The 22,205-nt window shown below is 64.4% G+C and carries 21 protein-coding genes; 6 read left to right on the top strand and 15 right to left on the bottom strand.

Annotated elements, in window-relative coordinates:
• Window positions 1-2 precede the first annotated feature (2 nt).
• Window positions 3-1,022: a branched-chain amino acid aminotransferase gene (locus tag ACMGF8_RS18150; protein ID WP_015635266.1), complete on the top strand. Its 1,020-nt coding sequence runs from the start codon at window positions 3-5 to the stop codon at window positions 1,020-1,022.
• 99 nt (window positions 1,023-1,121) lie between these two features.
• On the opposite strand, the gene ACMGF8_RS18145 is transcribed toward ACMGF8_RS18150, so the two are convergent.
• The 9 genes from ACMGF8_RS18145 to ACMGF8_RS18105 form a co-directional block, all read right to left on the bottom strand.
• Window positions 1,122-1,820: a hypothetical protein gene (locus ACMGF8_RS18145; protein WP_115582240.1), complete on the bottom strand. Its 699-nt coding sequence runs from the start codon at window positions 1,818-1,820 to the stop codon at window positions 1,122-1,124.
• Between the two features lie 12 nt (window positions 1,821-1,832).
• Entirely contained in the window at window positions 1,833-2,726 is an 894-nt protein-coding gene (locus tag ACMGF8_RS18140) for a TIGR03915 family putative DNA repair protein (protein WP_416756914.1), read from the bottom strand.
• Window positions 2,723-3,943, bottom strand: coding sequence for a putative DNA modification/repair radical SAM protein (locus ACMGF8_RS18135; protein WP_102864588.1), 1,221 nt, complete (start codon window positions 3,941-3,943; stop codon window positions 2,723-2,725). Before ACMGF8_RS18135 ends, ACMGF8_RS18140 begins: the two co-directional genes overlap by 4 nt.
• Before the next feature lie 141 nt (window positions 3,944-4,084).
• A complete protein-coding gene (locus tag ACMGF8_RS18130; RefSeq protein ID WP_207167611.1) occupies window positions 4,085-5,251 on the bottom strand; it encodes a DUF1624 domain-containing protein in 1,167 nt (388 codons plus the stop codon).
• 181 nt (window positions 5,252-5,432) lie between these two features.
• Window positions 5,433-6,230, bottom strand: coding sequence for a transglutaminase family protein (locus ACMGF8_RS18125; protein WP_102864396.1), 798 nt, complete (start codon window positions 6,228-6,230; stop codon window positions 5,433-5,435).
• Window positions 6,227-7,177 carry an alpha-E domain-containing protein gene (locus ACMGF8_RS18120; RefSeq protein WP_102864395.1) on the bottom strand — a complete coding sequence of 317 codons (951 nt, stop codon included), beginning with the start codon at window positions 7,175-7,177 and terminating at the stop codon, window positions 6,227-6,229. The genes ACMGF8_RS18125 and ACMGF8_RS18120 overlap by 4 nt, the downstream gene beginning before the upstream one ends.
• A gap of 3 nt (window positions 7,178-7,180) precedes the next feature.
• Complete coding sequence (locus ACMGF8_RS18115; RefSeq protein ID WP_102864394.1) at window positions 7,181-8,590, bottom strand: circularly permuted type 2 ATP-grasp protein; 1,410 nt, start codon at window positions 8,588-8,590, stop codon at window positions 7,181-7,183.
• 492 nt (window positions 8,591-9,082) lie between these two features.
• Window positions 9,083-9,583 carry an AAA family ATPase gene (locus ACMGF8_RS18110; protein ID WP_115582235.1) on the bottom strand — a complete coding sequence of 167 codons (501 nt, stop codon included), beginning with the start codon at window positions 9,581-9,583 and terminating at the stop codon, window positions 9,083-9,085.
• Between the two features lie 90 nt (window positions 9,584-9,673).
• Window positions 9,674-10,882: an EAL domain-containing protein gene (locus tag ACMGF8_RS18105; protein WP_115582234.1), complete on the bottom strand. Its 1,209-nt coding sequence runs from the start codon at window positions 10,880-10,882 to the stop codon at window positions 9,674-9,676.
• A 337-nt stretch (window positions 10,883-11,219) separates the two neighbouring features.
• Here ACMGF8_RS18105 and ACMGF8_RS18100 point away from each other — a divergent pair, with 337 nt between their 5' ends.
• A complete protein-coding gene (locus tag ACMGF8_RS18100) occupies window positions 11,220-14,822 on the top strand; it encodes a transporter substrate-binding domain-containing protein (RefSeq protein WP_416756913.1) in 3,603 nt (1,200 codons plus the stop codon).
• A gap of 71 nt (window positions 14,823-14,893) precedes the next feature.
• Here the strand turns inward: ACMGF8_RS18100 and ACMGF8_RS18095 are convergent, their stop codons facing one another.
• Window positions 14,894-15,643 carry an ArsR/SmtB family transcription factor gene (locus tag ACMGF8_RS18095; protein ID WP_102864390.1) on the bottom strand — a complete coding sequence of 250 codons (750 nt, stop codon included), beginning with the start codon at window positions 15,641-15,643 and terminating at the stop codon, window positions 14,894-14,896.
• Window positions 15,644-15,724: 81 nt separating this feature from the next.
• Between ACMGF8_RS18095 and ACMGF8_RS18090 the strand changes: the two genes are divergently transcribed.
• On the top strand, window positions 15,725-16,858 hold the full coding sequence (locus ACMGF8_RS18090) for a cytochrome P450 (protein ID WP_102864389.1): 1,134 nt from the start codon (window positions 15,725-15,727) through the stop codon (window positions 16,856-16,858).
• An 82-nt stretch (window positions 16,859-16,940) separates the two neighbouring features.
• Window positions 16,941-17,435 carry a DUF1543 domain-containing protein gene (locus ACMGF8_RS18085; RefSeq protein WP_102864388.1) on the top strand — a complete coding sequence of 165 codons (495 nt, stop codon included), beginning with the start codon at window positions 16,941-16,943 and terminating at the stop codon, window positions 17,433-17,435.
• On the opposite strand, the gene ACMGF8_RS18080 is transcribed toward ACMGF8_RS18085, so the two are convergent.
• Window positions 17,428-18,396: a LysR substrate-binding domain-containing protein gene (locus tag ACMGF8_RS18080; RefSeq protein ID WP_115582233.1), complete on the bottom strand. Its 969-nt coding sequence runs from the start codon at window positions 18,394-18,396 to the stop codon at window positions 17,428-17,430. The two genes, ACMGF8_RS18085 and ACMGF8_RS18080, sit on opposite strands and share 8 nt — an antisense overlap.
• 120 nt (window positions 18,397-18,516) lie before the next feature.
• Between ACMGF8_RS18080 and ACMGF8_RS18075 the strand changes: the two genes are divergently transcribed.
• Entirely contained in the window at window positions 18,517-19,155 is a 639-nt protein-coding gene (locus ACMGF8_RS18075; protein WP_305948513.1) for a LysE family translocator, read from the top strand.
• 159 nt (window positions 19,156-19,314) lie between these two features.
• Complete coding sequence (locus ACMGF8_RS18070) at window positions 19,315-20,337, top strand: diguanylate cyclase domain-containing protein (protein ID WP_416756912.1); 1,023 nt, start codon at window positions 19,315-19,317, stop codon at window positions 20,335-20,337.
• 16 nt (window positions 20,338-20,353) lie between these two features.
• Here ACMGF8_RS18070 and ACMGF8_RS18065 read toward each other — a convergent pair whose 3' ends face one another.
• From ACMGF8_RS18065 to ACMGF8_RS18050, 4 genes are all read right to left on the bottom strand, one after another.
• Window positions 20,354-20,812, bottom strand: a complete 459-nt coding sequence (locus ACMGF8_RS18065) for an NUDIX hydrolase (RefSeq protein WP_102864384.1) — start codon at window positions 20,810-20,812, stop codon at window positions 20,354-20,356.
• The gene (locus ACMGF8_RS18060) at window positions 20,802-21,140 is read right to left on the bottom strand and encodes an FKBP-type peptidyl-prolyl cis-trans isomerase (RefSeq protein ID WP_060843293.1); all 339 of its coding nucleotides are present in this window, start codon (window positions 21,138-21,140) and stop codon (window positions 20,802-20,804) included. Before ACMGF8_RS18060 ends, ACMGF8_RS18065 begins: the two co-directional genes overlap by 11 nt.
• 76 nt (window positions 21,141-21,216) lie before the next feature.
• Window positions 21,217-21,624 carry an Imm10 family immunity protein gene (locus tag ACMGF8_RS18055; RefSeq protein ID WP_102864383.1) on the bottom strand — a complete coding sequence of 136 codons (408 nt, stop codon included), beginning with the start codon at window positions 21,622-21,624 and terminating at the stop codon, window positions 21,217-21,219.
• A 22-nt stretch (window positions 21,625-21,646) separates the two neighbouring features.
• Window positions 21,647-22,078 (bottom strand): DUF4265 domain-containing protein, encoded by a 432-nt coding sequence (locus tag ACMGF8_RS18050; RefSeq protein ID WP_060838822.1) that lies wholly within the window; start codon window positions 22,076-22,078, stop codon window positions 21,647-21,649.
• Window positions 22,079-22,205 lie beyond the last annotated feature (127 nt).

Here is a 22,205-nt window from a genome sequence, read left to right as displayed (position 1 = left end):
TCATGGGTAACGAAAGCATCAATTGGGACAAGCTGGGTTTTGACTACATCAAGACAGACAAGCGCTATCTGTCGCACTGGCGTAACGGCGAGTGGGACGCGGGCACCCTGACCGAAGACAACGTGCTGCACATCAGCGAGGGCTCCACCGCCCTGCACTACGGTCAGCAATGCTTCGAAGGCCTCAAGGCCTACCGCTGCAAGGACGGCTCGATCAACCTGTTCCGTCCGGACCAGAACGCCGCGCGCATGCAGCGCAGCTGCGCCCGCCTGCTGATGCCGCAGGTGTCCACCGAACAGTTCATCGAAGCCTGCAAGGCCGTGGTCAAGGCCAACGAGCGCTTCATTCCGCCGTACGGCACCGGCGGCGCGCTGTACCTGCGTCCGTTCGTGATCGGCGTGGGTGACAACATCGGCGTGCGTACCGCGCCGGAGTTCATCTTCTCGATCTTCGCCATCCCGGTCGGCGCCTACTTCAAGGGCGGCCTGACCCCGCACAACTTCCTGATCTCCAGCTACGACCGCGCCGCCCCACAAGGCACCGGCGCGGCCAAGGTCGGTGGCAACTACGCCGCCAGCCTGATGCCCGGCTCCCAGGCCAAGAAGGCCAGCTTCGCCGACTGCATCTACCTCGACCCGCTGACCCACAGCAAGATCGAGGAAGTCGGTTCGGCCAACTTCTTCGGCATCACCCACGACGACAAATTCGTCACCCCCAACTCGCCATCGGTACTACCGGGTATCACCCGCCTGTCGCTGATCGAGCTGGCCAAGACCCGCCTGGGCCTGGAAGTGGTCGAAGGCGACGTGTTCATCGACAAGCTCTCGGACTTCAAGGAAGCCGGTGCCTGCGGTACTGCCGCGGTGATCACGCCGATCGGCGGCATCCAGTACCAGGACAAGCTGCACGTGTTCTACAGCGAAAAAGACGTCGGCCCGATCACCCAGAAGCTCTACAAAGAGCTGACCGGCGTGCAGACCGGCGACGTGGAAGCGCCAGCGGGCTGGATCGTCAAGGTCTGATTCGCCCCCTGCTGCCCCCCAGCCCGCCCCTGCTTGCCAGGGGCGGGCTTTTTCATGCCTGGAGCCTGCTGGATGCCTGCCGAAGGCGGGGCTCCCCCCTCAGAGGCTGATACCGAACGACATCAGCACCTGTTGCGTTCCATCCACCACCAGCAATGCAGCCCGGGACGCCACCAAGGTGTAGAGAAAACTCGTGATCAGCACACAGAGTTCGAACCAGACGAACATCGGCCAGTCGCTGGCTCGCAGCGGTCGGCCCTGCATGAGCCACTCCATTCGATTGCGTGGCAGGTGATAAACAAGTTCGAAAATCTTCAGCTCGCGAAACTGCTTGATCACCGCGTGTATCACCCCCATCGCAGTGACTATCGCGATACACCAGAACACAACGAACTCAACCCCTTTGTTCCCGTACCCGCCAAGACTGACTGTCTGTTGAAAAAAGGCGAGGCCGACCACCGATACCACAGGCCCAACTACCCAGGCGTAAATCACCAACCCCAGGCTGGCCATGGCCACACCACTGGCAAAGACACTGATGCGAACCACCCAGGCCAGGAACCCGGGGGAAAACTTCGAATAGGCCCTCTGGGTCTCGATCACCAGCAAGGGGATCAGCATGGTCAGCACTCCAACCGCGATGTCCACGACCTTAAACCCGGTCTTGGGCAGCAGCAGCGCCGCCAGGAAGGTCACGCCGCGGCTGCCCACCCGCCACATCATCTTGGCGTCGTCAGTCACTGCCTTCGACCAGAACTCCTCGGTAATGCCCTTGCCGTCATCCACACCGTCATCCATTGACTGCCTGCCTCATTGTTCAAAGCCGCGCATTGTCAGGGAAGGCCCTGGCGTCTGCCCAGCGCTATCGCTGCGCACCTGACCGATCCGCTTGCCTGGCCGCGCTGCCACCTGGCTGGCCTGGCCGTCGCGCTGCTTGCCGTGGCGCGCTTCGCTGATCAGCGCCGGAATCAGCGGTCCCTCCGGCAGGTGCTTCCAGAACCGAGTCGGCAAATGCCCCTGCATGACCCTGGGGTTGAGCCGCGCCGGGTTGAAGATGTGGCTGTAGTAGGCCAGCCACAGCTCGCCTCCGGGGTCGTCGCCGGCCTGGGCCAGTTGCTGCCAACCAGCGGGGCACTGGCGCTGGTGGTGCAGTTGCTCGCCGTCGAAGTACACCCCGTCCCGGGGCGTGGCAATCATCCAGCGGTGGTGCCCCATGCGTCCGATGAAGTGCCGGCTGGCCTGGGCCAGGATGTCGTGGGCCGGCTCGTGCCAGGCCACGTATTCGGGTTGCTCGGCCAGGCGCGAGCGGCCCTCGGGCAGCCGGACAAATCGCACGAAGGCATGCAGGTGATGGGCCTCGCGGTCCACCTGCTTGATCCGCCGCTGCAACTCGCTGCCCAGTTGATCGCCGCTGAGCATGGCCGTGCGGTCGCCATGGCTGACCCGCCACAGCACCTCGTAAAGCAGGCTCCAGCGCTGCTCGCCGCGGTAGCAGGCGGCTCGCTGCAACAGCTCCAGCAGGGCCTGGGGAATGCGCGCGCGAAAGGGCCCCGGCTGTTCGGGGCAGCTCTCGTCGCTGGCAAAGAGGTCGGCCTCCCGGGTCCCGGCCCAACTGACCCGGCTCGGATCGATGGAATGACTGAGCAGCCAGCGCGCCTGCTGGCGCCAGGTGTCGAACAGGTCGTCGCAGTCCAGGCTGATCATCCCCAGAGCCCCATCTGCTGCGGTTGCGGCCGGTCCCGCAGTTGCTGGTAGAGCAGCGCACTGCTGGTTTCCGCCTGCTGCGGGTGATAGTCGCTGGTGATGAAGAACGGCTTGGCCTTGCTCAGCACACAGCGCATGCGCGCCAGGTCCTCGAAGCGGATGCGCCGCTCGCGACGCAGCTCCACCAGGCGCTGGGTGGTGCGCAGGCCGATCCCCGGAATGCGCGCGATCAAGGTTGGCTCGGCGCGGTTCAGGTCCAGGGGAAACAGGTTGCGGTTCTCCAGCGCCCAGGCCAGCTTGGGGTCGATGTCCAGGGCCAGGTGCCCCGGCCCCTTGAAGAGTTCGTTGGCACTGAAGCCATAGCCGCGCAGCAGGAAGTCGGCCTGATACAGGCGGTGCTCGCGCATCAGCGGCGGCGCGGCCAGGGGCACGCTTTTCGGGCTGTTGGGGATCGGGCTGAACGCCGAGTAATAGACCCGGCGCAGGCGGAAATTGCCGTACAGCGCCTCGGCGCTGTGGAGAATGGTGCTGTCATCGGTGTCGTCGGCACCGACGATCATCTGGGTGCTCTGCCCCGCTGGGGCGAAACGCGGCGCCCGGGGCTCGTTGCGCACGGTCTGCTCGCCGGTATAGATGGTGCCCATGGCCTGCTTGATCGAGCCCAGGTGTTTTTCCGGGGCCAGGGTCTTGAGGCCCTGGTCAGTAGGCAGCTCGACATTGACGCTGAGGCGGTCGGCATAGCGCCCGGCTTGCTCGATCAGCAGCGGGTCGGCGTCGGGAATGGTCTTGAGGTGGATGTAGCCGCGGAACTCGTGCTCTTCACGCAACAGCCTCGCCACCTGCACCAACTGCTCCATGGTGTAGTCCGCCGAGCGGATGATCCCGGAGCTGAGGAACAGCCCGCTGACGCAATTGCGCCGGTAGAAATCCAGGGTCAGGCGCACCACTTCCTCGGGGCTGAAACGGGCCCGGGGCACATCGCTGGAGCGGCGGTTGACGCAGTACTGGCAGTCGTAGAGGCAGAAATTGGTCAGCAGCACCTTGAGCAGCGAGACGCAGCGCCCGTCCGGCGTATAGCTGTGGCAGATGCCCATGCCGTTGCTCGAGCCCAACCCGCTCTTGCCTTCGGAACTGCGCTTGGGCGCGCCGCTGCTGGCGCAGGAAGCGTCGTACTTGGCGGCGTCGGCGAGGATGCTCAGCTTGTCGATCAGTTGCATGGCGAGGCCCGAATACTGTTTTTATATACAGTACAGAGAGTGCCCCATGCCGTTCAAGCGGTGTTTATCGGCGCCGGCAAAAAAACGCTGATTGCCCTGCCTGCGCCAGCAATCCGGTGCAGGCAGCAAGGGACTGGCCCCTTAGAAGTACTTCAGCCAGGCCAGGTCGCGGCGCCGGGCCTTGAGTCGGGCGAAGCCCCGCACCGGCGGGTACAGGACCAAGGCCAGAAGCAACGTGATCAGCCACAGCCAGCCCAGCGAATCGAAGCCAAAATAGGCCCCTTGATTGCGTCCCAGCAGCGCCACGGCCAGCAGATACAGGCCCTTGAGCACATACAAGTGCAACAGGTAGAAGAACATCGGCGCCGCGCCAAATACGCCGAGCACCCGGATCAAACCGCTGTCCTGCCGTCGCTCCAGGGCCCGCAGCAGAAGCAGCCCGGCGCCCAGGGTCAGGGCGATAAACAGCAGCGACGGCGGGTATTTGGTGATGTTGAAAAAGCTCATCAGGGTTTGCCCCCAGGTCTCGCCACTGACCCAGGGCCGCTCGCCATAGCCGTTAAGCAGCCGCAGCACGATGAACCCCGCCAGCGCCGCCAGCCCCCATCGCAACAGACGCTGCTGTCGCTGAGCGGCCCCGGCTTCGCGGGCGAACCAGGGCCCCAGGGCATAACCCAGGCCGATCACGCCGATCCATGGCAGCAGCGGATAGGAGGTCCGCAGACGCAGCCCTTCGCCCCATTCGATCCAGCCGCGATCATGCAGGATCGCCCAGGGCACGTGCAGCGCCTCGCCCGGGGCGAAATGCAGCCCATCCAGCAGATTGTGCCCGCCGATCAGCAGCAAGCTCAGGCCCAACAACAGCGCCCGAGGCAGCCACAACAGGGCCGACAGCGCCAGCATGCTCAGGCCGATGACCCAGATCACCTGCAGATAGATCAGCGTCGGCGGGATCTGCCCGGTCCAGGCGAAGTTCACCAGGGTCAGTTCCAGCACCACCAGGAACAACCCACGCTTGAACAGGAAAGCGCTGGCCTCGGCCCGATGGCCGTGCTTCTGGGCAAACAGGTAAGCCGAAAGCCCGGTCAGCAGGACAAACACCGGCGCGCACAGGTGTGCCAGGGTGCGGCTGACAAATAGCCCGGGCTCGGTGGTGGCCACGTCCATGGGATCACTCACCTGCCGGTGCAGGAAGAAGGTTTCCCGCACATGGTCCAGTAGCATGAACAGCATCACCAGGCCGCGCAGGGCATCGATACTCAGCAGCCGGGTGCCGAGGCTCGCGGGAGGGTTGGGTAAAGAACTCATAAGGAGGGATCGCAGCGTCAGGTTCAAAGGGACGGTGCCGGTCTCGCGCCCGGCAAATCGGCCGTTACTTTATAACATCTGGCTGTCTATCCAAAACTTCTTAGCTGTGGCCACGGCCCCAGGCAACAATCGACCCGTAGCGCCGCGCCCGCCAGGGCACGGGCGGCGACGCTGCGCGGCGTTACTGATGCTGGAACTGCACCATGGAACTGACCTGGACCCGAGCCTGCATCTGTTCAGCCCCTCCCCCGCGACGCATGCCGCGCACCGGGCAGGCATCCAGGTAGTCCAGGCCCACCGCCAGTTTCAGGTGACGCTCGGGTCGCGCCAGGCGGTTGGTCACGTCGAAGCTGTACCAGCCGTCGTCGAGCCAGGCTTCGGCCCAGGCATGGCTGGCCAGGTGGCTGGCGTCCTCGGTGCACAGGTAGCCGGAGACGTAACGCGCGGGAATCCCCAGGCTGCGGGCGCAGGCCAGGAACGCGTGGGTATGGTCCTGGCAGACCCCGGCAGCGCCGGCAAAAGCTTCGGCCGCAGTACTGCCAACCCCGGTGGCGCCCGGGCTGTAGGGCATGTGCTCGGCCAGGGCCTGCATCAGCTCGATCAGCGCGGCGCGATCACGGCGCTCGCCGCAATGGCGCCGGGCAAAGTCGCAAAGGGCCGAGTCCGCCTTGCTCAGGTGGCTGCAACGCAGGAACGGCAGCGGCGACTGGCTGTCGCCCTCCACTTCCCGCGTGCCATCGATCTGCACTTCGCCAAAGGCCGTGAGGACAATGGCGCCGTGGGGCTCGTCGAGGGTCATGACATGCAGGATATTGCCGTAGGGGTCGCGCTGGGCGCGCACCTGCCGTGGCAGCTCCAGGTGCCATTGGAGGATCTGCTGGCGCTGGCTGTCCTGGGGCGTCAACCGCAGGAACTGGATGCTGGTGCAGACTTCATCGGCGTAGCTGTAGGTCGTGTCGTGACGAATGGACAGTTTCATACCACCTCCAGATAGGACTCATGCACGGTCTGCCCCAAGTGGCGGATCTGCCCGATGCAATCGGTCAGCCACTGGTGCAGGCCGGAATCGAGAATCTCGTTGATCCCGGTGTAGCGCAGGCGCGCATTCAGCTCGGCGGCCAGGCGCTGGGCCGGACGCCCGTTGTCCCCCGGCAAGGTGGCCAGGAGCTGGTCCAGTTCCTCGACACAGGCATGCAGCGAGCGCGGCACATCGGCGCGCAACAGCAGCATCTCGGACACCTGCTCGGCCCCCGGGGCATTGCGGTAGATCTCGTTGAACGCTTCGAAGGACGACAAGGCACGGAGCAAGGCGCTCCACTGGTAATAGCCCCGGGCCGAGTTATCGCTGACTTCCTCGGACTCCTCGCCGAACATTTCATAGCGTGCGTCCAGCAGGCGCAGGGTGTTGTCGGCGCGCTCGATAAAGGTCCCCAGGCGAATGAAGCGATAGGCGTCGTTGCGCATGATGGTGCCGGCGGTGGCACCGCGGAACAGATGCGAACGCTCCTTGACCCACTCGCAGAACTGGCTGATGCCGTAGCGCCCCAGGCCATTGCGGGCGATGTTGCGCATCTCCAGCCAGGTGGCGTTGATGTTCTCCCACATGTCCGCGGTGATCCGCCCGCGCACCGCGTGAGCATTGCTGCGGGCCGCCCGCAGGCAGCAGTAGATGCTCCCCGGGTTGGTCTCGTCGAGGGCGAAAAAGTGCAGCATGCGCTCGGTGTTCAGTTCACCGTAGCGCTGGTTGTAGTCATCCAGGGTGCCGGCCGCCAGCAACGACATGGCCAGTTCGGCATGGCCGTCACCGCGCCCGGCCTGGGGCATCAGCGACAGCGAATAACTGACCTCGAGCATGCGCGCCAGGTTCTCGGCGCGCTCCAGGTAGCGGGACATCCAGTACAGGTCCGCAGCGGTTCTTGAGAGCATGGTTCAGTCCTCCACTACCCAGGTGTCTTTGGTGCCGCCGCCCTGGGACGAGTTCACCACCAGCGAGCCTTCGCGCAGCGCCACGCGGGTCAGGCCGCCGGGCACCAGGCGGGTTTCCCGGCCGGAGAGTACGAACGGCCGCAGGTCGATGTGCCGCGGGGCGATGCCGCTTTCGACAAAAGTCGGGCAGGTGGACAGGGACAGGGTCGGCTGGGCGATGTAAGCCTCGGGGCGAGCCTTGAGGCGGGTGCGGAATTCTTCGATCTCCGCTGCAGTGGCCGCCGGCCCTACCAGCATGCCGTAGCCGCCGGAGCCCTGGGTTTCCTTGACCACCAGGTCCGGCAGGTTGGCCAGCACATGGGACAGCTCGGCGGGCTTGCGGCACTGCCAGGTGGGCACGTTCTTGAGGATCGGTTCTTCGCTCAGGTAGAAGCGGATCATCTCGTCCACATAGGGATAGATCGACTTGTCGTCGGCGACCCCGGTGCCCACGGCGTTGGCCAGCACCACATTGCCGCAGCGATAGGCGGCGATCAGCCCGGGCACGCCGAGCATGGAATCGGGGTTGAACGACAGCGGATCGAGGTAGGCATCGTCCAGCCGACGGTAGATCACGTCCACCGCCTGGGCGCCGGAAGTGGTGCGCATGAACACCCGGTCGTCACGCACGAACAGGTCGGCGCCTTCTACCAGTTCCACGCCCATTTCCCGGGCAAGGAACGCGTGCTCGAAATAGGCACTGTTGAAACGTCCCGGGGTCAGCACCACCACCGTCGGGTTGTCCAGGGGGCTGGAGCTCTTCAGGGTGTCCAGCAACAGGTTGGGATAATGATCGATGGGGGCAATGCGCTGGGCGGCAAACAACTCGGGAAACAGACGCATCATCATCTTGCGGTCTTCAAGCATGTAGCTCACGCCGCTGGGGGTGCGCAGGTTGTCCTCCAGCACGTAGTAGCTGCCATCGCCGTCGCGCACCAGATCGACCCCGGCGATATGGGCGTAGGTGCCCCGGTGCAGGTCCAGGCCCTGCATGGCCACCTGATAGCCTTCGTTGGCCAGCACCTGCTCGGCGGGAATGATGCCTTCCTTGATGATCCGCTGGCCGTGATAGATATCCGCCAGGAACAGGTTCAGCGCCTGGACCCGCTGCACGCAGCCGCGCTCCACCGTGCGCCACTCGCTGGCCTTGATGCTGCGGGGAATGATGTCGAAGGGAATCAGGCGTTCAGTGCCCTGTTCGTCGCCGTACAGGGTGAAGGTGATACCGGCGCGGTGGAACAACAGGTCGGCTTCACGCCGACGCTGGTCCAGCAGCTCCAGGGGCGTGTCCGCCAGCCAACGGGCGAACGCTTCGTAGTGTGGTCGACAGGTGCCGCTGGCAGCGTACATTTCATCGAAAAAAGCGCGGGACATAGCCAACTCCTTGCCGCGATATGAACGGCTTTTTATTTGAACCCTGTGTGTGCGTGACCCGGCTTTAACCTTGAAGGGATGATAGTTCCCCTGTGTGCGAGCACCTCCTGGGCCCACGGTCGGACGGCCCCTGCCGCCCGCTTCACAGAGCGGTAGCAAAGGCTATGCCGCAAATGCCCAAACCACGGCCACTGCGGCATATGGTCTGAAAAACCCCACAAATGGCGACAAATACATTCATAAAAGAGACATCTATCCCCACCAGGAAGCGGTCTTGGGGACGCCCATGGGGACCCTGCCCGAGTCATGGCAAACGGTTGCGGGCTGAATCGGTGCACAAAGCCCCAGGGAGGATTTTTTTGCCCCGTTATCGGGAGCTTTGCCGGCAATAGGGCGTGCACTGGCCAGCAGCGGCCCCTGAACACTGACCGCCAGCGCACCATCGAGGTTCAAGGCATTGACTGGCCACAGCGAGGATTGGCCGGTCGGCCGTCAGCTGCGCACCGGCAACCGAGCCAGGATCAGCGCCACCGCCTGCTGCGGCGACAGGCTCGCACTGTCCAGGCGCAAGGGCGACTGCGCCCAGGCCTGGTAGTCGTGATCGAGTACCGACTGCCAACTGGGCGCTTGCAGCCCCGGCACATCCACCTGCCGGGTCTCGACCCGCCGTCGATGTTCCCGGGGGTCGGAACAGATCACCTCGACATCCAGCAGGAGCACTCCCAGTCGCTGCGCCAGATCGCTCCAGGCCTGACGACTTTCGGCCACGGGATTGACGCAATCGGCCAGCACCGGGTTGCCCAGGGCCAGATTGGCCTCGGCCAGTTGCAGGGCAATCTGGTAACCGGCCTTGCCGACCTCTGCCAGGCCGGCATCGCGCAAGCCCTGCTCGATGCTGTCGATACGCAGGTAGGTGGCTCCCAAGTGGGGAGCCAGGGTGCGAGCGATGGTGGTCTTGCCGGAGCCCGGCAATCCGCTGAATACGATGAGCATGCATGGCCCTGGCTGGAACGTTGGAGGGCAAGCTTCAACGCAATCGCCGTCGACGTCCAGCGCGGGACCCTCCAACACCGCAGAGCAGTGTCAGGGAAACACTAAAGGTTGCTCGGCCGGGATGCTTCGCGGCCAGGACAACAGTGCGCTTTCCGACATCGGCCGGGCGTACCAGTACCCCTGGGCCATGACGCAGCCTATTTCCAGCAGCAGGCGCCGTTCGAGCTGGGTTTCCACCCCCTCCACCACCAGGCACATTTCCAGGTTGCTGGCTAAGGCCAGGGAGGCACCGACCACCGCGCGACAGCGGGGCTGACGCACCAGTTCACGGACAAAATGCGCATCGAGCTTGATCTGGTTGAACGGCAGTTCGCACAGGCGCTGCAAGGAGGAATAGCCGGCGCCGAAGTCGTCGATGGCCAGGTTGCACTCCATCATCCGCAGACGCACCAGGTTTTCCAGGCTGATGGCCGGCGCCTGCACCAGGCCCACCTCGGTGATTTCGAACGTCAACAACCGCGGCGGAACCTGATGCCGGTCGATGGCCTGACGGATGTGCCTGACGATGTCACCGCTGGCCAGTTGTCGGGGCATCAGGTTGAACGCCAGCTCCAGTTCTTCACCCTGGTCCAGCAGTCGGCGCTGCAGGGCCATGCTCTGGTCAAGCTGCTGGTGGAGAACCTCGTCCAGCAGGCCTGCGGCCTCCAGCTCATCGAGAAAGGCCGCCGGCGCCAGGACCCCGCGCTCGGGATGGCACCAACGCATCAGCACTTCGGCGCCACAGCAACTGGCGTGGCGCAGGTCGAACTTGGGTTGGTAGTAGGCGACGAACTGGCCCTGCTCGACGCCCCGCTGCAGGTCTTCAAGGCTCACCGGGGCAAAGTGCCGGGACGGTGCCGGAACCTGTTGCTGATGGCGCTGCTGATACAGTTCGAGCATCGCCTGCAAGGCTTCCAGGTCCGCCGGCTTGCCCACGTCCCCCAGGACGATCAACCCATGCAGGCTGATCATCTGCAACACTGCGCGACGCAGATCGGACTCAATCAGGCTGTAGAGAATCACCGCCCGCACCAAGTGCTCCTCACTGGCTCGCCGCAAGAACTCCAGGCCGTCCATGCCCGACATCTGCAAGTCGCACAGAACGATGTCCGCCGCACCGCGCTCACGCAGCAGGTTCAGGGCACTGTCCCCATCGGACGCCGCCAATGGCTGAGCTACATCCAGGCGTCGCAATTGCTCCAGGGCCAGTAGTTGCTGCACCGGATGGTCTTCAAGCACCAATATTTTCAGGGTATTCACGCGCGGCTCCAGGGTGAGCGGCGACTGCCCAGGGGCCCGATAACGGATCGCTAGGCGCCTTCTGTGGCACTAACCGACAGAAGTATCGCAAGGGTGCAGATAGACACAAGCGTATCGCCAACCGAACGCGGGTCAAGACTAAGCCCCTACCTTCGGTCCGCCAGCCTTGACGGGCTTGCCCAAGCCCGGGCAACTCAGGAAAATAGGCCCGTTTCGCGCTCTTCCTTGATCTATATTGATATCCAGCATTGACGATCAGCCCTTGTGCGGCGGTCAACTCAGCCAGCCCAGTTCCTCCTCGACTCATCCTTGTGCCGTTCTTCGATCAGGAGCCCCGATGCCCCGCTTCCTCCTGCCAACGCTGATATGGCTGGCATGCTTTCCCGCCTTGGGAGACACAGCAACTCCCTTGCAACTGCTCAACTATGAATCACCCCACCACCATGAATTGCCCTTGACCAACGATGATTGGCAATGGCTGCGCAACAAGCGCGAACTGGTGCTGGGCACCTCGCAGCAGAACCTGCCACCGCTGGAGATGGTCAACGAGTCCAGGGAATACGAAGGCATCACCGCAGACTACATCGGCCTGCTGGCGGACGCTCTGAGGGTGAAGATCAGCGTCCGCGCCTATGACAACCGCGAACAGGTCTTCAAGGCCCTGGCCAAGGGTGAGATCGACTTCATGGGCAGCGTGACACCGGTCGATGCCCAGCAACATCAGCTCCTGCGCAGCCAACGCTACCTGGTCAATCGCCCGACGCTGGTGGCCCGCCTCGGGGACTCTCCATCGCTGAAAAACGGCTTGCAGGGACGTCGCCTGGCCATTTCCCCGGACACCATCAGCCTGCCCGTTGCCCGGGCCATGTACCCCAAGGCACAGATCGAAGGCTACGACAGCACGGATGCCGCCATGGCCGCCGTGGCCTTCGGTGATGCCGATGTGCTGCTCAGCGATGCGGTCTCGGCGCAGTTCCTGATCTCGCGCAACTACAGCGACTACCTGCGGATCATCTATAGCGGCCCCGCGAGCATCCCGGGTTTCGCCTTCGCCGTGAACCCGGACAACCAGCAGTTGCAACGCCTGATCGACAGTGCGCTGCAAGCGATCCACAAGGAACAGGACATCAGCATCCGCAATCGCTGGGGCGACCGCCTGCTGCTGAGCATGGAAAAAACCGATCTCACGGCCGACGAACAACGCTGGATCGAAAACAACCCCGTGGTGCGCATCGGCATCCACCGCTATCTGCCACCGATGTCCTACTTCGACGCCGAAGGCAATTACCTGGGGATTACCTCCGACCTGCTGGCCATGCTGGAGACCAAGACCGGGCTGAGTTTCGAGATCGATGCCATGCCCAGCTTCACGGACCTCAACAACGCCGTACGCGAGGGCCGGGTGCAGATGGTGGCCGATCGAGCCCGCAACCCCGAGCGCGAAGGCTACTTGCAATTCACCCGCCCCTACCTGGTCGGGCCCTACATGTTGATCACTCGCGACGCTCCCGATGCGCCGAAAACCCTGGAAGAAATGGCCGGCAAGACCCTGCTGATCGGCAGCGGCCATGCCCTGGTGCCGCTGCTGCGCCAGCGCTATCCACAGATCCGGATCAAAGAAGTACAAACCAACTTCGAAGCCCTGGCCCTGTTGCGCGACCACAAGGGCGATGCTGCGGTGCAAGCGGAAATCGCCGTCAGTTTCAACTTGCCGCGCATCAAGCAAGACCAGCTCAAGGTCCGATCGGCCCTGAACCTGCCGCTGCTGAACGAATCCTTCGGCGTGCGCAGGGACCAACTGGAGCTGTTCAGCATCATCGACAAGTCCTTGCGCAGCATTTCTCCCGACGCCATTACCGAGCTCAATAATCGTTGGCGCTCCAAGGCCGCTGTCGTCCCTCCTTCCTGGCGCGACTACCGCACCACCCTCTACCTGGCGGGTGCCGTCTGCGTGCTGTTGCTGCTGATCGCCCTGGCCTGGGGCTATGCCATGCGCCGCCAGGTCAGCCAGCGCGAACGGGCCGAGCATGCGCTCAACGATCAAATGCGCTTCATGGACGCGCTGATCAACGGCACGCCGAATCCGATCTACGTGCGCGACCTCGAGCGGCGCCTGGTGATCTGCAATGACAGCTATCTCAAGACCATGGGCACCGATCGCGAGAGCGTGCTGGGCAGCAACCTCGAACAGTTGGCGGTGCCCGAAGCCGGTCTGTTCGCCAAAGATTTCCAAAGCATCCTCGACGGTGGCCCGCCGCTGCTGATCGACCGCACCGTCCATATCCGCGGGCAGCAGACGCAGATCTACCACTGGATGCTGCCCTATCGAAATGCCCAGGGCGAAATCCTCGGCATCATCGGCGGCTGGCTGGACATCAGTGAGCGCCAGCAACTGCTGGACGAGCTGACCCAGGCCAAGAACGACGCCGACAAGGCCAACCGCGCCAAGACCACCTTCCTGGCCACCATGAGCCATGAGATCCGTACCCCCATGAGCGCGGTCATCGGCATGCTGGAACTGGCCCTCAAGCGTGCCGACCAGGGCCAGCTCGACCGCAGCTCGATCGAGGTGGCCTACAGTTCGGCCCAGGGCCTGCTGGAGTTGATCGGCGACATCCTGGACATCGCCCGGATCGAAAGCGGACGCCTGAGCCTGAGCCCCGAACGGGCCAACCTGCGGGATCTGGTGGAGTCGGTGTTCCGGGTCTTCGATGGCCTGGCCCGGCAAAAGGGCCTGCGCCTGGAGCTGGATCTGGACAGCAGCGTCAATGGCGACGTGCTGGTGGACCCACTGCGTTTCAAGCAGGTGCTGTCGAATCTGCTGAGCAATGCGATCAAGTTCACCGAACACGGCGGGGTGCAGATCCGTTTGCAGGCCGAGGGTGACGATGCGCAACTTTTGCCCCTGCTGCTGACCGTCAAGGACACCGGGATCGGCATCGATCCCGACGACCAGCAACGGCTGTTCCAGCCCTTCAGCCAGGTGCCAGGGCAACATCAGAACGCCCGCTCGGGCACCGGACTGGGGCTGGTGATCTGCCGCACGCTCTGCGAAATGATGGGCGGCCAACTGCGTCTGGAGAGCCAGCCGGGCGTCGGCACCCTGGCCCGGGTGCAGGTGCAGTTGAATCGCCTCGACCCACTGCCCGATGCCCCGCCTGCTGTAGCGCAAGCCACCCCGTCGGTCGCCGCCAGGGCACCGCTGCATATCCTGGTGGTGGACGACAGCCAGGCCAATCGCCAACTGCTGTGCGAACAACTGCGCTTCCTGAACTATTCATTGAGCCAGGCGCAGAACGGCGCCGAAGCCTACAAAGTCTGGCAGCGGGAAACTTTCGACGTGGTGATCACCGACTGCAACATGCCGGTGCTGAACGGCTATGAACTGACCCGACAAATCCGTGTTGCCGAACAGATCCAGGGCCGGCCGCCGGTGCAGATCTTCGGCTTTACCGCCAACGTCCAACCCGAAGAGGAACAGCGTTGCCGGGACGCCGGCATGAATGGATGCATCTTCAAGCCTATTGCCCTGCCGGAACTGGACCGCCGTCTGCGAGAACTGCCCGCCCTGCCCCGCTTGCAACTCAAGGCCAACAGTGAGCGCTTCGACATCCAGCAACTGGACCACCTCACCGGCGGCAACCCAGCATCCATTCAGCGGGTGCTCAAGGGCTTGCACCAGAGCAACCAGCAGGACTTGAAGCAGATCCGCGGGTTGCTGGCCAACCCCGACAATAAAGGCGTGACCGACCTGGCTCACCGTATCCGCGGCGCGGCGCGGATCATCAATGCCCAGGCCCTGATCGATGAATGCGAATACCTGGAGAAGGCCTGCCGCGAAGGCGCGAATGCCGGCCAGATCAAGACGGCATTGACGCGATTGGAGCAGGCCATGGTGGGGCTGGATCGTGACTTGCTGGAGTCCGTGGTGCCCGATTGAGCAGCCCTGGCATCAGCTGATCGCACACTCGGGCACCGCACCAGAGCCCCTTACCGCACAGCCGCCGGGGTTCAGGCCCCCAGGCTTTGCAGCTCCAGACTGGCCGACGCCGACAGCGGCTTGGATGGCTGAATCAAGGCGATACCGAAATACTTGCTGATGTAGCGCCCGCCGGTGCCGGTCAGGGTCAGGGCTCGGCTGTCCACATCCTGCCTCAGCCATTTGCGCTGCAACAGCACCCGCAGCAGCGCCGCCCCCAAGGCGCCCGCCAGGTGCGGGCTGCGCATGCTCCAGTCCAGGCACGGACAGGCCAGGTTTCGGCGCAGCCTGCTCAGCTCGGCCACGTCGATGCCCAGGCCGCGGAAGAACTCGACACCACTGTCACTGACCCGGTAGTCCTCGCCCTCCTCCCCCATCAGCAACCAGCCGGCTTCCAGCATCCGGTCGTGCAACTGCACCCCCAGGGTGCCCGCCAGGTGGTCGTAGCAAGTGCGGGCAAATTGCAGGCGGTCCGGGGTACGCGGGGTGAAGGTGCTGCCCTGGCCGATCACCATCAGGGCCTCCAAGGCCTGGGCCACCAGCGGATCGCCGAGGCCGTAGTAACGGTGCCGCCCCTGGACCTGCACCCGCAGCAGGCCGGCGTCCCTGAGCTTGGCCAGGTGGGCGCTGGCGGTGGAAGTGCTGACCTCGGCAATCGCCGCCAGCTCGGTGCTGGTACGGGCGTGGCCATCCATCAGCGCACAAAGCATCCGGGTACGGGCCGGCTCGGCGATGGCCGCCGCCACGTTGGATACCCCCAGGTCGTTCTGCACTACATTCATATTTCGCTCCATGACGAATCGTGTCTTCGAAAAGATGAGGATAGTAGCAACCTGGATATCTGCCCAACAAAGAGACAAATCATGGACCCGATCAGCGCTGCCACCCACTTTGCCCCCTACGATTTCTATTACGCCCGCCTGCGTGCCCGGGGAGGCCTGACCTACGATTCAGCGCTGGGCCTATGGGTCGCCAGCAGCGCCGCCGCAGTGGCGGCGGTGCTGAACCACCCCGCCTGCCGTGTCCGACCGCCCCAGGAGCCGGTGCCCCGGGCCATCGCCGGGCGGCCTGCCGGGGACGTGTTTGCACGCCTGATGCGGATGAACGATGGCCTGCGCCACGGCTGTCCCCGTGCAGCCATGGCGGCGCCGCTGCAGCAGCTGGGCACCATCGACCTGCAGCCCTGGCTGGAACAGTGGCGCCCTGCCCTGAGCGCCCCCCAAGGCGCCAACGATCTGCAACGCTGGCAATGGCGCCTGCCGGTGGCACTGCTGGCAGGACTGCTGGGAATAGCCGCCGAGCGGCGCGAAGACCTTGCCCGACGCACCGGCGAATTCGTAGCCTGCCTCTCCCCCTTGAGCAACGCAGAACAGTTGCAGGCCGCCGACTCAGCGGCGCAGCACTTGATCCAACAGATGCAGGCATTGCTCGATGCGCCGCAACACAGCCCGTTCCTGAGGGCGATCCTCGAGCGCAGCCAGGGCCTTGCCCCAGAAGATCTGCAGGCCAACCTGCTGGGCCTGCTGGCACAAACCCACGACGCCTGCGCCGGGCTGATCGGCAACAGCCTGATCGCCCTGCTGGCGGAGCCGTCACTGTGCCAGCGCCTGTCCCATGACCCGGACCGGCTCAGTGCCTGGCTGCTCCAACGCCAGCGCCTGGACCCGCCGGTGCAGAACACCCGACGGTTCGTCGCCACGGCTTGCACCCTGCTGGGCGTGGACCTGCAAGCCGGCGAGACGGTGCTGGTGCTGTTGGCGGCGGCCAACCACGACCCGGCCCTGGCCGCGGTCACCGGCTGCGATCCGGCATACCAGGGGTTCAGCTTTGGCAGCGGCACGCACCGCTGTCCCGGCCAGGGCCTGGCGCTGAATATCGTCCAGAGTTTGCTGCAGCAGCTGCTGCGCTCGCCGGGGCTGAGCACCCTGACGCTAGACTGGAATTACCTGCCTTCGGTCAACGGCCGCCTGCCGCTGTTCACCGATGCCGCCGGATAACCGGCAAGCGCCTTGGCAGTCTCCGCGTGCTTGAGGTAAAAGGTGCCCCACTGCCAAAACCGATCCTGGAAAAGGAACAACAATGCTGTTTGTGGTGATGCTGGGGGGAAAACACCCCAGAGCGAAAATTGAAGTCCACGATGTCCAGTTCGTGGTCGCCGAGCGTCTCGAAGCCGCCTACCCGCAACTGCGCGAAGGCTGGTTCGGCAGCCAGGCGGGCTTGCACATCGACGCCTGGATGCAGGTCGACGGGGTCGAGGACTACAAGGTCGAACTCAGCCCCCTGGCACCGCAGCCGGGTGCACCACGCCTGTACTTCCTGAACCTGGGCGGTTACGAAGCGGCGGCCTTTGGCGAGGCCCACAGCTACCTGCTGGTGGTGGCCCGGGACAAGGCCGAAGCCAAGGCCAAAGGCAAACGGCAGATGCTGGCCCACTGGCACAAATCCCACACCGATGCCTTGCTGGACGTGGACGACTGCCTGCCGATCGACCTGCTGGAGGGCCGTTATGTGCACCTGGTGCCCGGCCCGCACCGGGGCATCGTGCAGCGCAACGACTACATCCTCCTCAACTGAGTTCAGGACGGCCGGTGACCGCCCCCGGCACCCGGTAGTCCAGTTCGAGGTCGCTGATATCCAGCACCTGGCTCAATAGAAACGCCCGCAACCGGGCGATGTGCTCCTGGCGCGGACTGTCGCGCAGCCACACCAGGTAATAGCCGTCCCCTGAGGCCACCGCGCTGGGGAACGGCAGGCTGATCCGCCCCAGGCGAATGTCCTGCGCCACCAGATGCAGGTCGCCGATCGACAGGCCGTGCCCGGCCATGGCAGCGCAGATCGCCTGGTCCAGGGTGTCGAAGACATTGCCCCGCTCCAGCCGCACCTGCTCCAGCAACGCCCGGTCCTGCGGTGCTTGTGCCTGCAGCCAGCGGCGCCAGTCGCGACGGTCCGCCGAAGGATGGATCAGCTCGGCGTCCTTGAGCCGTTCCAGGGTCCAGGGCGGTCCGTCCGCGGGCTCGGGTGGGCCGATGGGAATCAGCCACTCATCGAACAGCTTGCAGGCCTCGATCCCGGCGCCAAAGTGTCCGTTGCCCAGGAGAATCGCGCAGTCGTAGGGCTCGGCGTAAAAATCCACATGGTCGAAGTCCATCCAGACACTGGCCAGTTGCACCGCCAGCGCCGGCTGTTGCCCCTTGAGAGCCTCCAGAACCCGCAGCAGCCAGCGCATGGTCAGGGTCGAAGGCGCCTTGAGACGCAACTGGCCGGTGTTGGCCCGCAGCGGCAGGCAGGCATCCTCGATGATCCGAAAGCCCACCTTGAGCTCCCGGGCCAGGCGCTGTCCGGCTTCGGTAAGCACCAGCCTGGGGCCGTGGCGCTCGAACAGGCGACAGCCGAACTGACTTTCCAGGGTACGGATATGCCGGCTGATGGCGCTTTGGGTCAGGGACAGTTCCTCGGCGGCCCGGGTAAAGGAGCTGGAACGGGCGGCCACTTCAAAAGCCCGTAACGCGTAGAGCGGCGGCAGGGATTCAACCATCGACAGGCACCAACAATGATTAAAACTCATAGTAGGTCATAGCTTTTTGCGTTTTTCAATGCAGCTCAAAGCCGCCAAGCTGAGGCCTTTCACATGACTTGAAAGGCGTTATTCGTGGACCTGAACCTGTCGTTATTATTGGCCTACGCACTCAGCGTACTGATGCTGGTGGCCACCCCGGGGCCCGTGGTGGCCCTGATCGTCAACACCAGCATGAACGCCGGGCCGCGCCAGGCCGTGTTGACCGCCCTGGGCACCAACGCCGCCTCACTGCTGCTGGCACTGCTGGCGGTGCTGATGCTGACCACCGGCCTGGCGCTGGACCCGCGCCTGATCGGCTGGGTCAGTCTGCTGGGCTGTTGCTTCATCGGCTGGCTGGGCGTGCAAGGACTGCGGGAGGTGTTTGGCCCGGCACCCGCGGAAGCGGCGCCACGCACCGACCAGGGCCGCCAGGGCCTGGCCAGCGGTTTCCTGGTGGGAATCGGCAACCCCAAGGACATCGTGTTCTTTGCCTCCTTCTTCCCCCAGTTCATCCAGGTCACCCGCTCCTTGCAGCACAGTGCGCTGCTGCTGACGCTGGTCTGGGTGCTGGTGGATTTTGCCGTGCTGGGGGCTTACATCCTGGTGGCGCGTCAGGGTTTCTCGCTGAAGTACAAACGCCTGGTGACCGGCATTTCCAGCCTGGCGCTGCTACTGGTGGCTCTGCTGGGCCTGGGCTACGCCGTGCTGGAACTGAGCAATGCCGGCGCCCACCGGTGACGCGTGACTGTGCCCCGGGCATTCGTAGCCCGTGGCGACATTGTGGAAAAACCGCTCGCCAGCCGATAAAAATCTCCTGTGGGAAGCACGCCATGAATTAACATAGCCAAGTGCTATCCACCCCTCAGGACCACCCTCTTCCATGCTGTCCAGAATCCGATGATTGCTGTCTGGCCCCTGCTGTGTCTGTCCCTGTTGCTGGCCCTGCTGGCGTTGTGGCTGTTGCGCCGCGAACGCCGCGCCCAGGCCCAGTTGCGCGTCTATCGCACACTCGCCGAAGGCGTGCCCGACGATGCCGAGCGCTTCAAGCGCAGCCAGTACTTCGCACGCATCGGCACCTGGGACTGGGAAGTGGACACCCAGCGCCTGTACTGGTCGGAAGCCATCTACGGCATGTTCGGCTTCAAGGTCGGCGAAGTGGTGCCCTCCTACGAACTGTTCTGCTCCTGCGTGCATCCGGACGATCGCGAACGGGTCCGCGCCGGCGAGTTGCGCTGCCTGGAAACCGGCGAGAACCACGATGAGGAGTACCGCGTGGTGTGGCCCGACGGCAGCATCCACTGGCTGCGGGAAACCGGCAACGTGGTGAAGAACGTGCACGACACCCCCATCAAGATGATGGGGGTGGTGCGGGACATTACCGATGAAAAAGTCTCCACCAGCCAGTTGCAGCAACTGGCGCATTTCGATCCGCTGACCGGCCTGCCCAATCGCCTGATGCTGGAACAGCGCCTGTCCCGGGCCCTGGAGCAGGCGCGTCACAATCAGACCCGGGTGGCCCTGGTGTTCGTCGACCTCAACGGTTTCAAGGCGATCAACGACCAGTACGGCCACGCTGCCGGCGACCGGGTCCTGAGCGCCACGGCCCAGCGCCTGCAAGGCATCCTGCGCAGCAGCGACACCGTGGCGCGGATCGGCGGCGACGAATTCGTGGTGATTCTGGAGGGACTGTCCCCGGGGCTCGACCTGACGGAAGAAGCCCGGCGCATCGGCGAAAAGATCTTCAGCCAGCTATCGCCCCCGGTGGAGGTGGACAGCCAGCGCCACAGCATCGGCAGCAGCCTGGGGGTGGCGGTGTTTCCCGACCATGCCGGGCGCATGGACCAGTTGCTGCACATCGCCGACCTGGCAATGTACGAAGCCAAGCGCAGCGGCAACAACCAGTACCGCCTGGGGCAGTGATACCCGCCAACCCGACCTAGGCGTCGGCGTCGAGCAGGCGCTCGCGCAAAAACACCAGGGCCGCCTGGAACAGCGGGTGCCATTGGGCCGACGGCGGGCTGGCCAGGGCATGCCAGAAGAACTCGAAGTGATGGCCGCCGTCATCCGCGGTGAAGTGAGTCCAGCTCTCGGGCAGCGGCGCCGGCACCCGGCACTCATGGAAAGCCCACACCTGGCCGGCAAACCCCGAGTGCCAGAGGCCGAGAAAACGGCTTTCCTCGGCCTTGACGCCCGCTTCTTCCGCCAGCTCGCGGACCGCCGCAGCGGCCGTCGACTCTCCCGTCTCCACCGTGCCCTTGACCAGTTGCAGGCCGGCCAGCGGATGGCGAAAGGCCAAGACCTCAAGCTCGGTGGTGTAGCGCAGCAGCACCGGGCACGCCTTGTTGGCGGGTGTCGAGGGTGCGGCTGAGGTGTGCGCCGGCCCCTCAGTCGTCACGGGTCAGCACTTCCAGCAACTCGATCTCGAAGATCAGGTTCGAGTTGGGCGGGATCGCGCCCATGCTGCGCTCGCCGTAGCCCAGGTGCGCCGGCACCAGCAGTTTGCGCTTGCCGCCCACCTGCATGCCCATCAGGCCCTGGTCCCAGCCCTTGATCACCCGCCCAGTGCCGATCACGCACTGGAACGGCTTGCCGCGATCGTAGGAGGAATCGAAGCTGCTGCCGTCCTCCAGAAAGCCCCGGTACTGGGTGGTGATCAAAGCGCCCTTGACCACCGCCTTGCCGTCGCCCAGCTGGATATCGATCACCTGTAATTGGTCACTCATGCTTCACTCCCGTTCAAACATTGCCCCGACACGGGACCGCGGCGCGCTTTTTCGCAGAATTGCCGCGCCTTGGCAATCACTGCGGCGCCCCCGGCCCGGACTGAAGCTGAATGCGCGTGTCGGTGCCGAGCAGCATTTCGCCGAGCGCCGCCCGGACTTCCTCGACGCTGGCCAGCCCGGCGTCCCAGCTGATGTCCAGGCCGGGCAGGCCCCGGCACCAGTCCAGGGTGCTGGAGAACTGCAGGGTCAAGCGCCCCGGGGCCAATTGCAGCTGCTCGATGCCGCCATAGCCGGCCACGCCCTGCCCGCCCAGCTCGACGTAATAGGTGTCCATGCCCAGTTGCCGATCCTGCTCGTCGAAGCATTCGGCACGCTGCAACAGCAGGTAGTGCTCGGGCTGCTGCCCATCGTCGGCAAAACCCAGGATCTGCACGTCGTCCTCGGTATAGGCACTGTAGGTGTTGGCATGAAATTTCAAGTTCATCGGTCCTTGCTCCCTGGCGCGGTCACTGGCGCAACAGCCCGCTTTCATAATCCAGCCAATCCTGGTCAACGCACGCCTGCAGGTACTCCAGCACGCTGTCCAACGGCACCGAGGCCGGTACGTTGACCGCGAAGAAGGCCTGGCTCATGCCCTCCCAGCGACAACCCAGGGCGTTGATCCGCTCCAGCACCTCCGGGATCCGCTCCCGGCCGGCCTTGAAGAACACCACGCGCAAGGTGCTGTTGCCACTGCTGCGCCCTACCTGCCTGAACCATTTCAGGCCATCGGCCTCGACCTGGACGGCCACCTCGTCGTCATAACAGACGTCCTGGGAATAGAAAGGAAGATTGGCGATCCGGTACAGGCCGTCCGGCTGCTGCTCAGCCCAGACCCCTTCGCTGGCAACCGGTGGGTAATCGTCGACCACCGTCAACCTGAGCATGATCTTGTCCATTGCCTGTCCCTGGTTCATCGAATGAAAGGCGCCCCCTCGACCTTGAAGCCGGAGCGCCGCGCGCTTTTTCGCAGAATTGCCGACCCGGGGCAATCCCTGATTGGCTACTTGAGCAAAGCGCTGTCAC

Origin of the sequence: Pseudomonas sp. BNK-7 (assembly GCF_048072025.1) — a bacterium.
Lineage (GTDB): Bacteria > Pseudomonadota > Gammaproteobacteria > Pseudomonadales > Pseudomonadaceae > Aquipseudomonas > Aquipseudomonas danubii.
The sequence above is the reverse complement of the archived record's forward strand: the minus strand, read 5'-3'. Positions and strand labels throughout refer to the sequence as shown.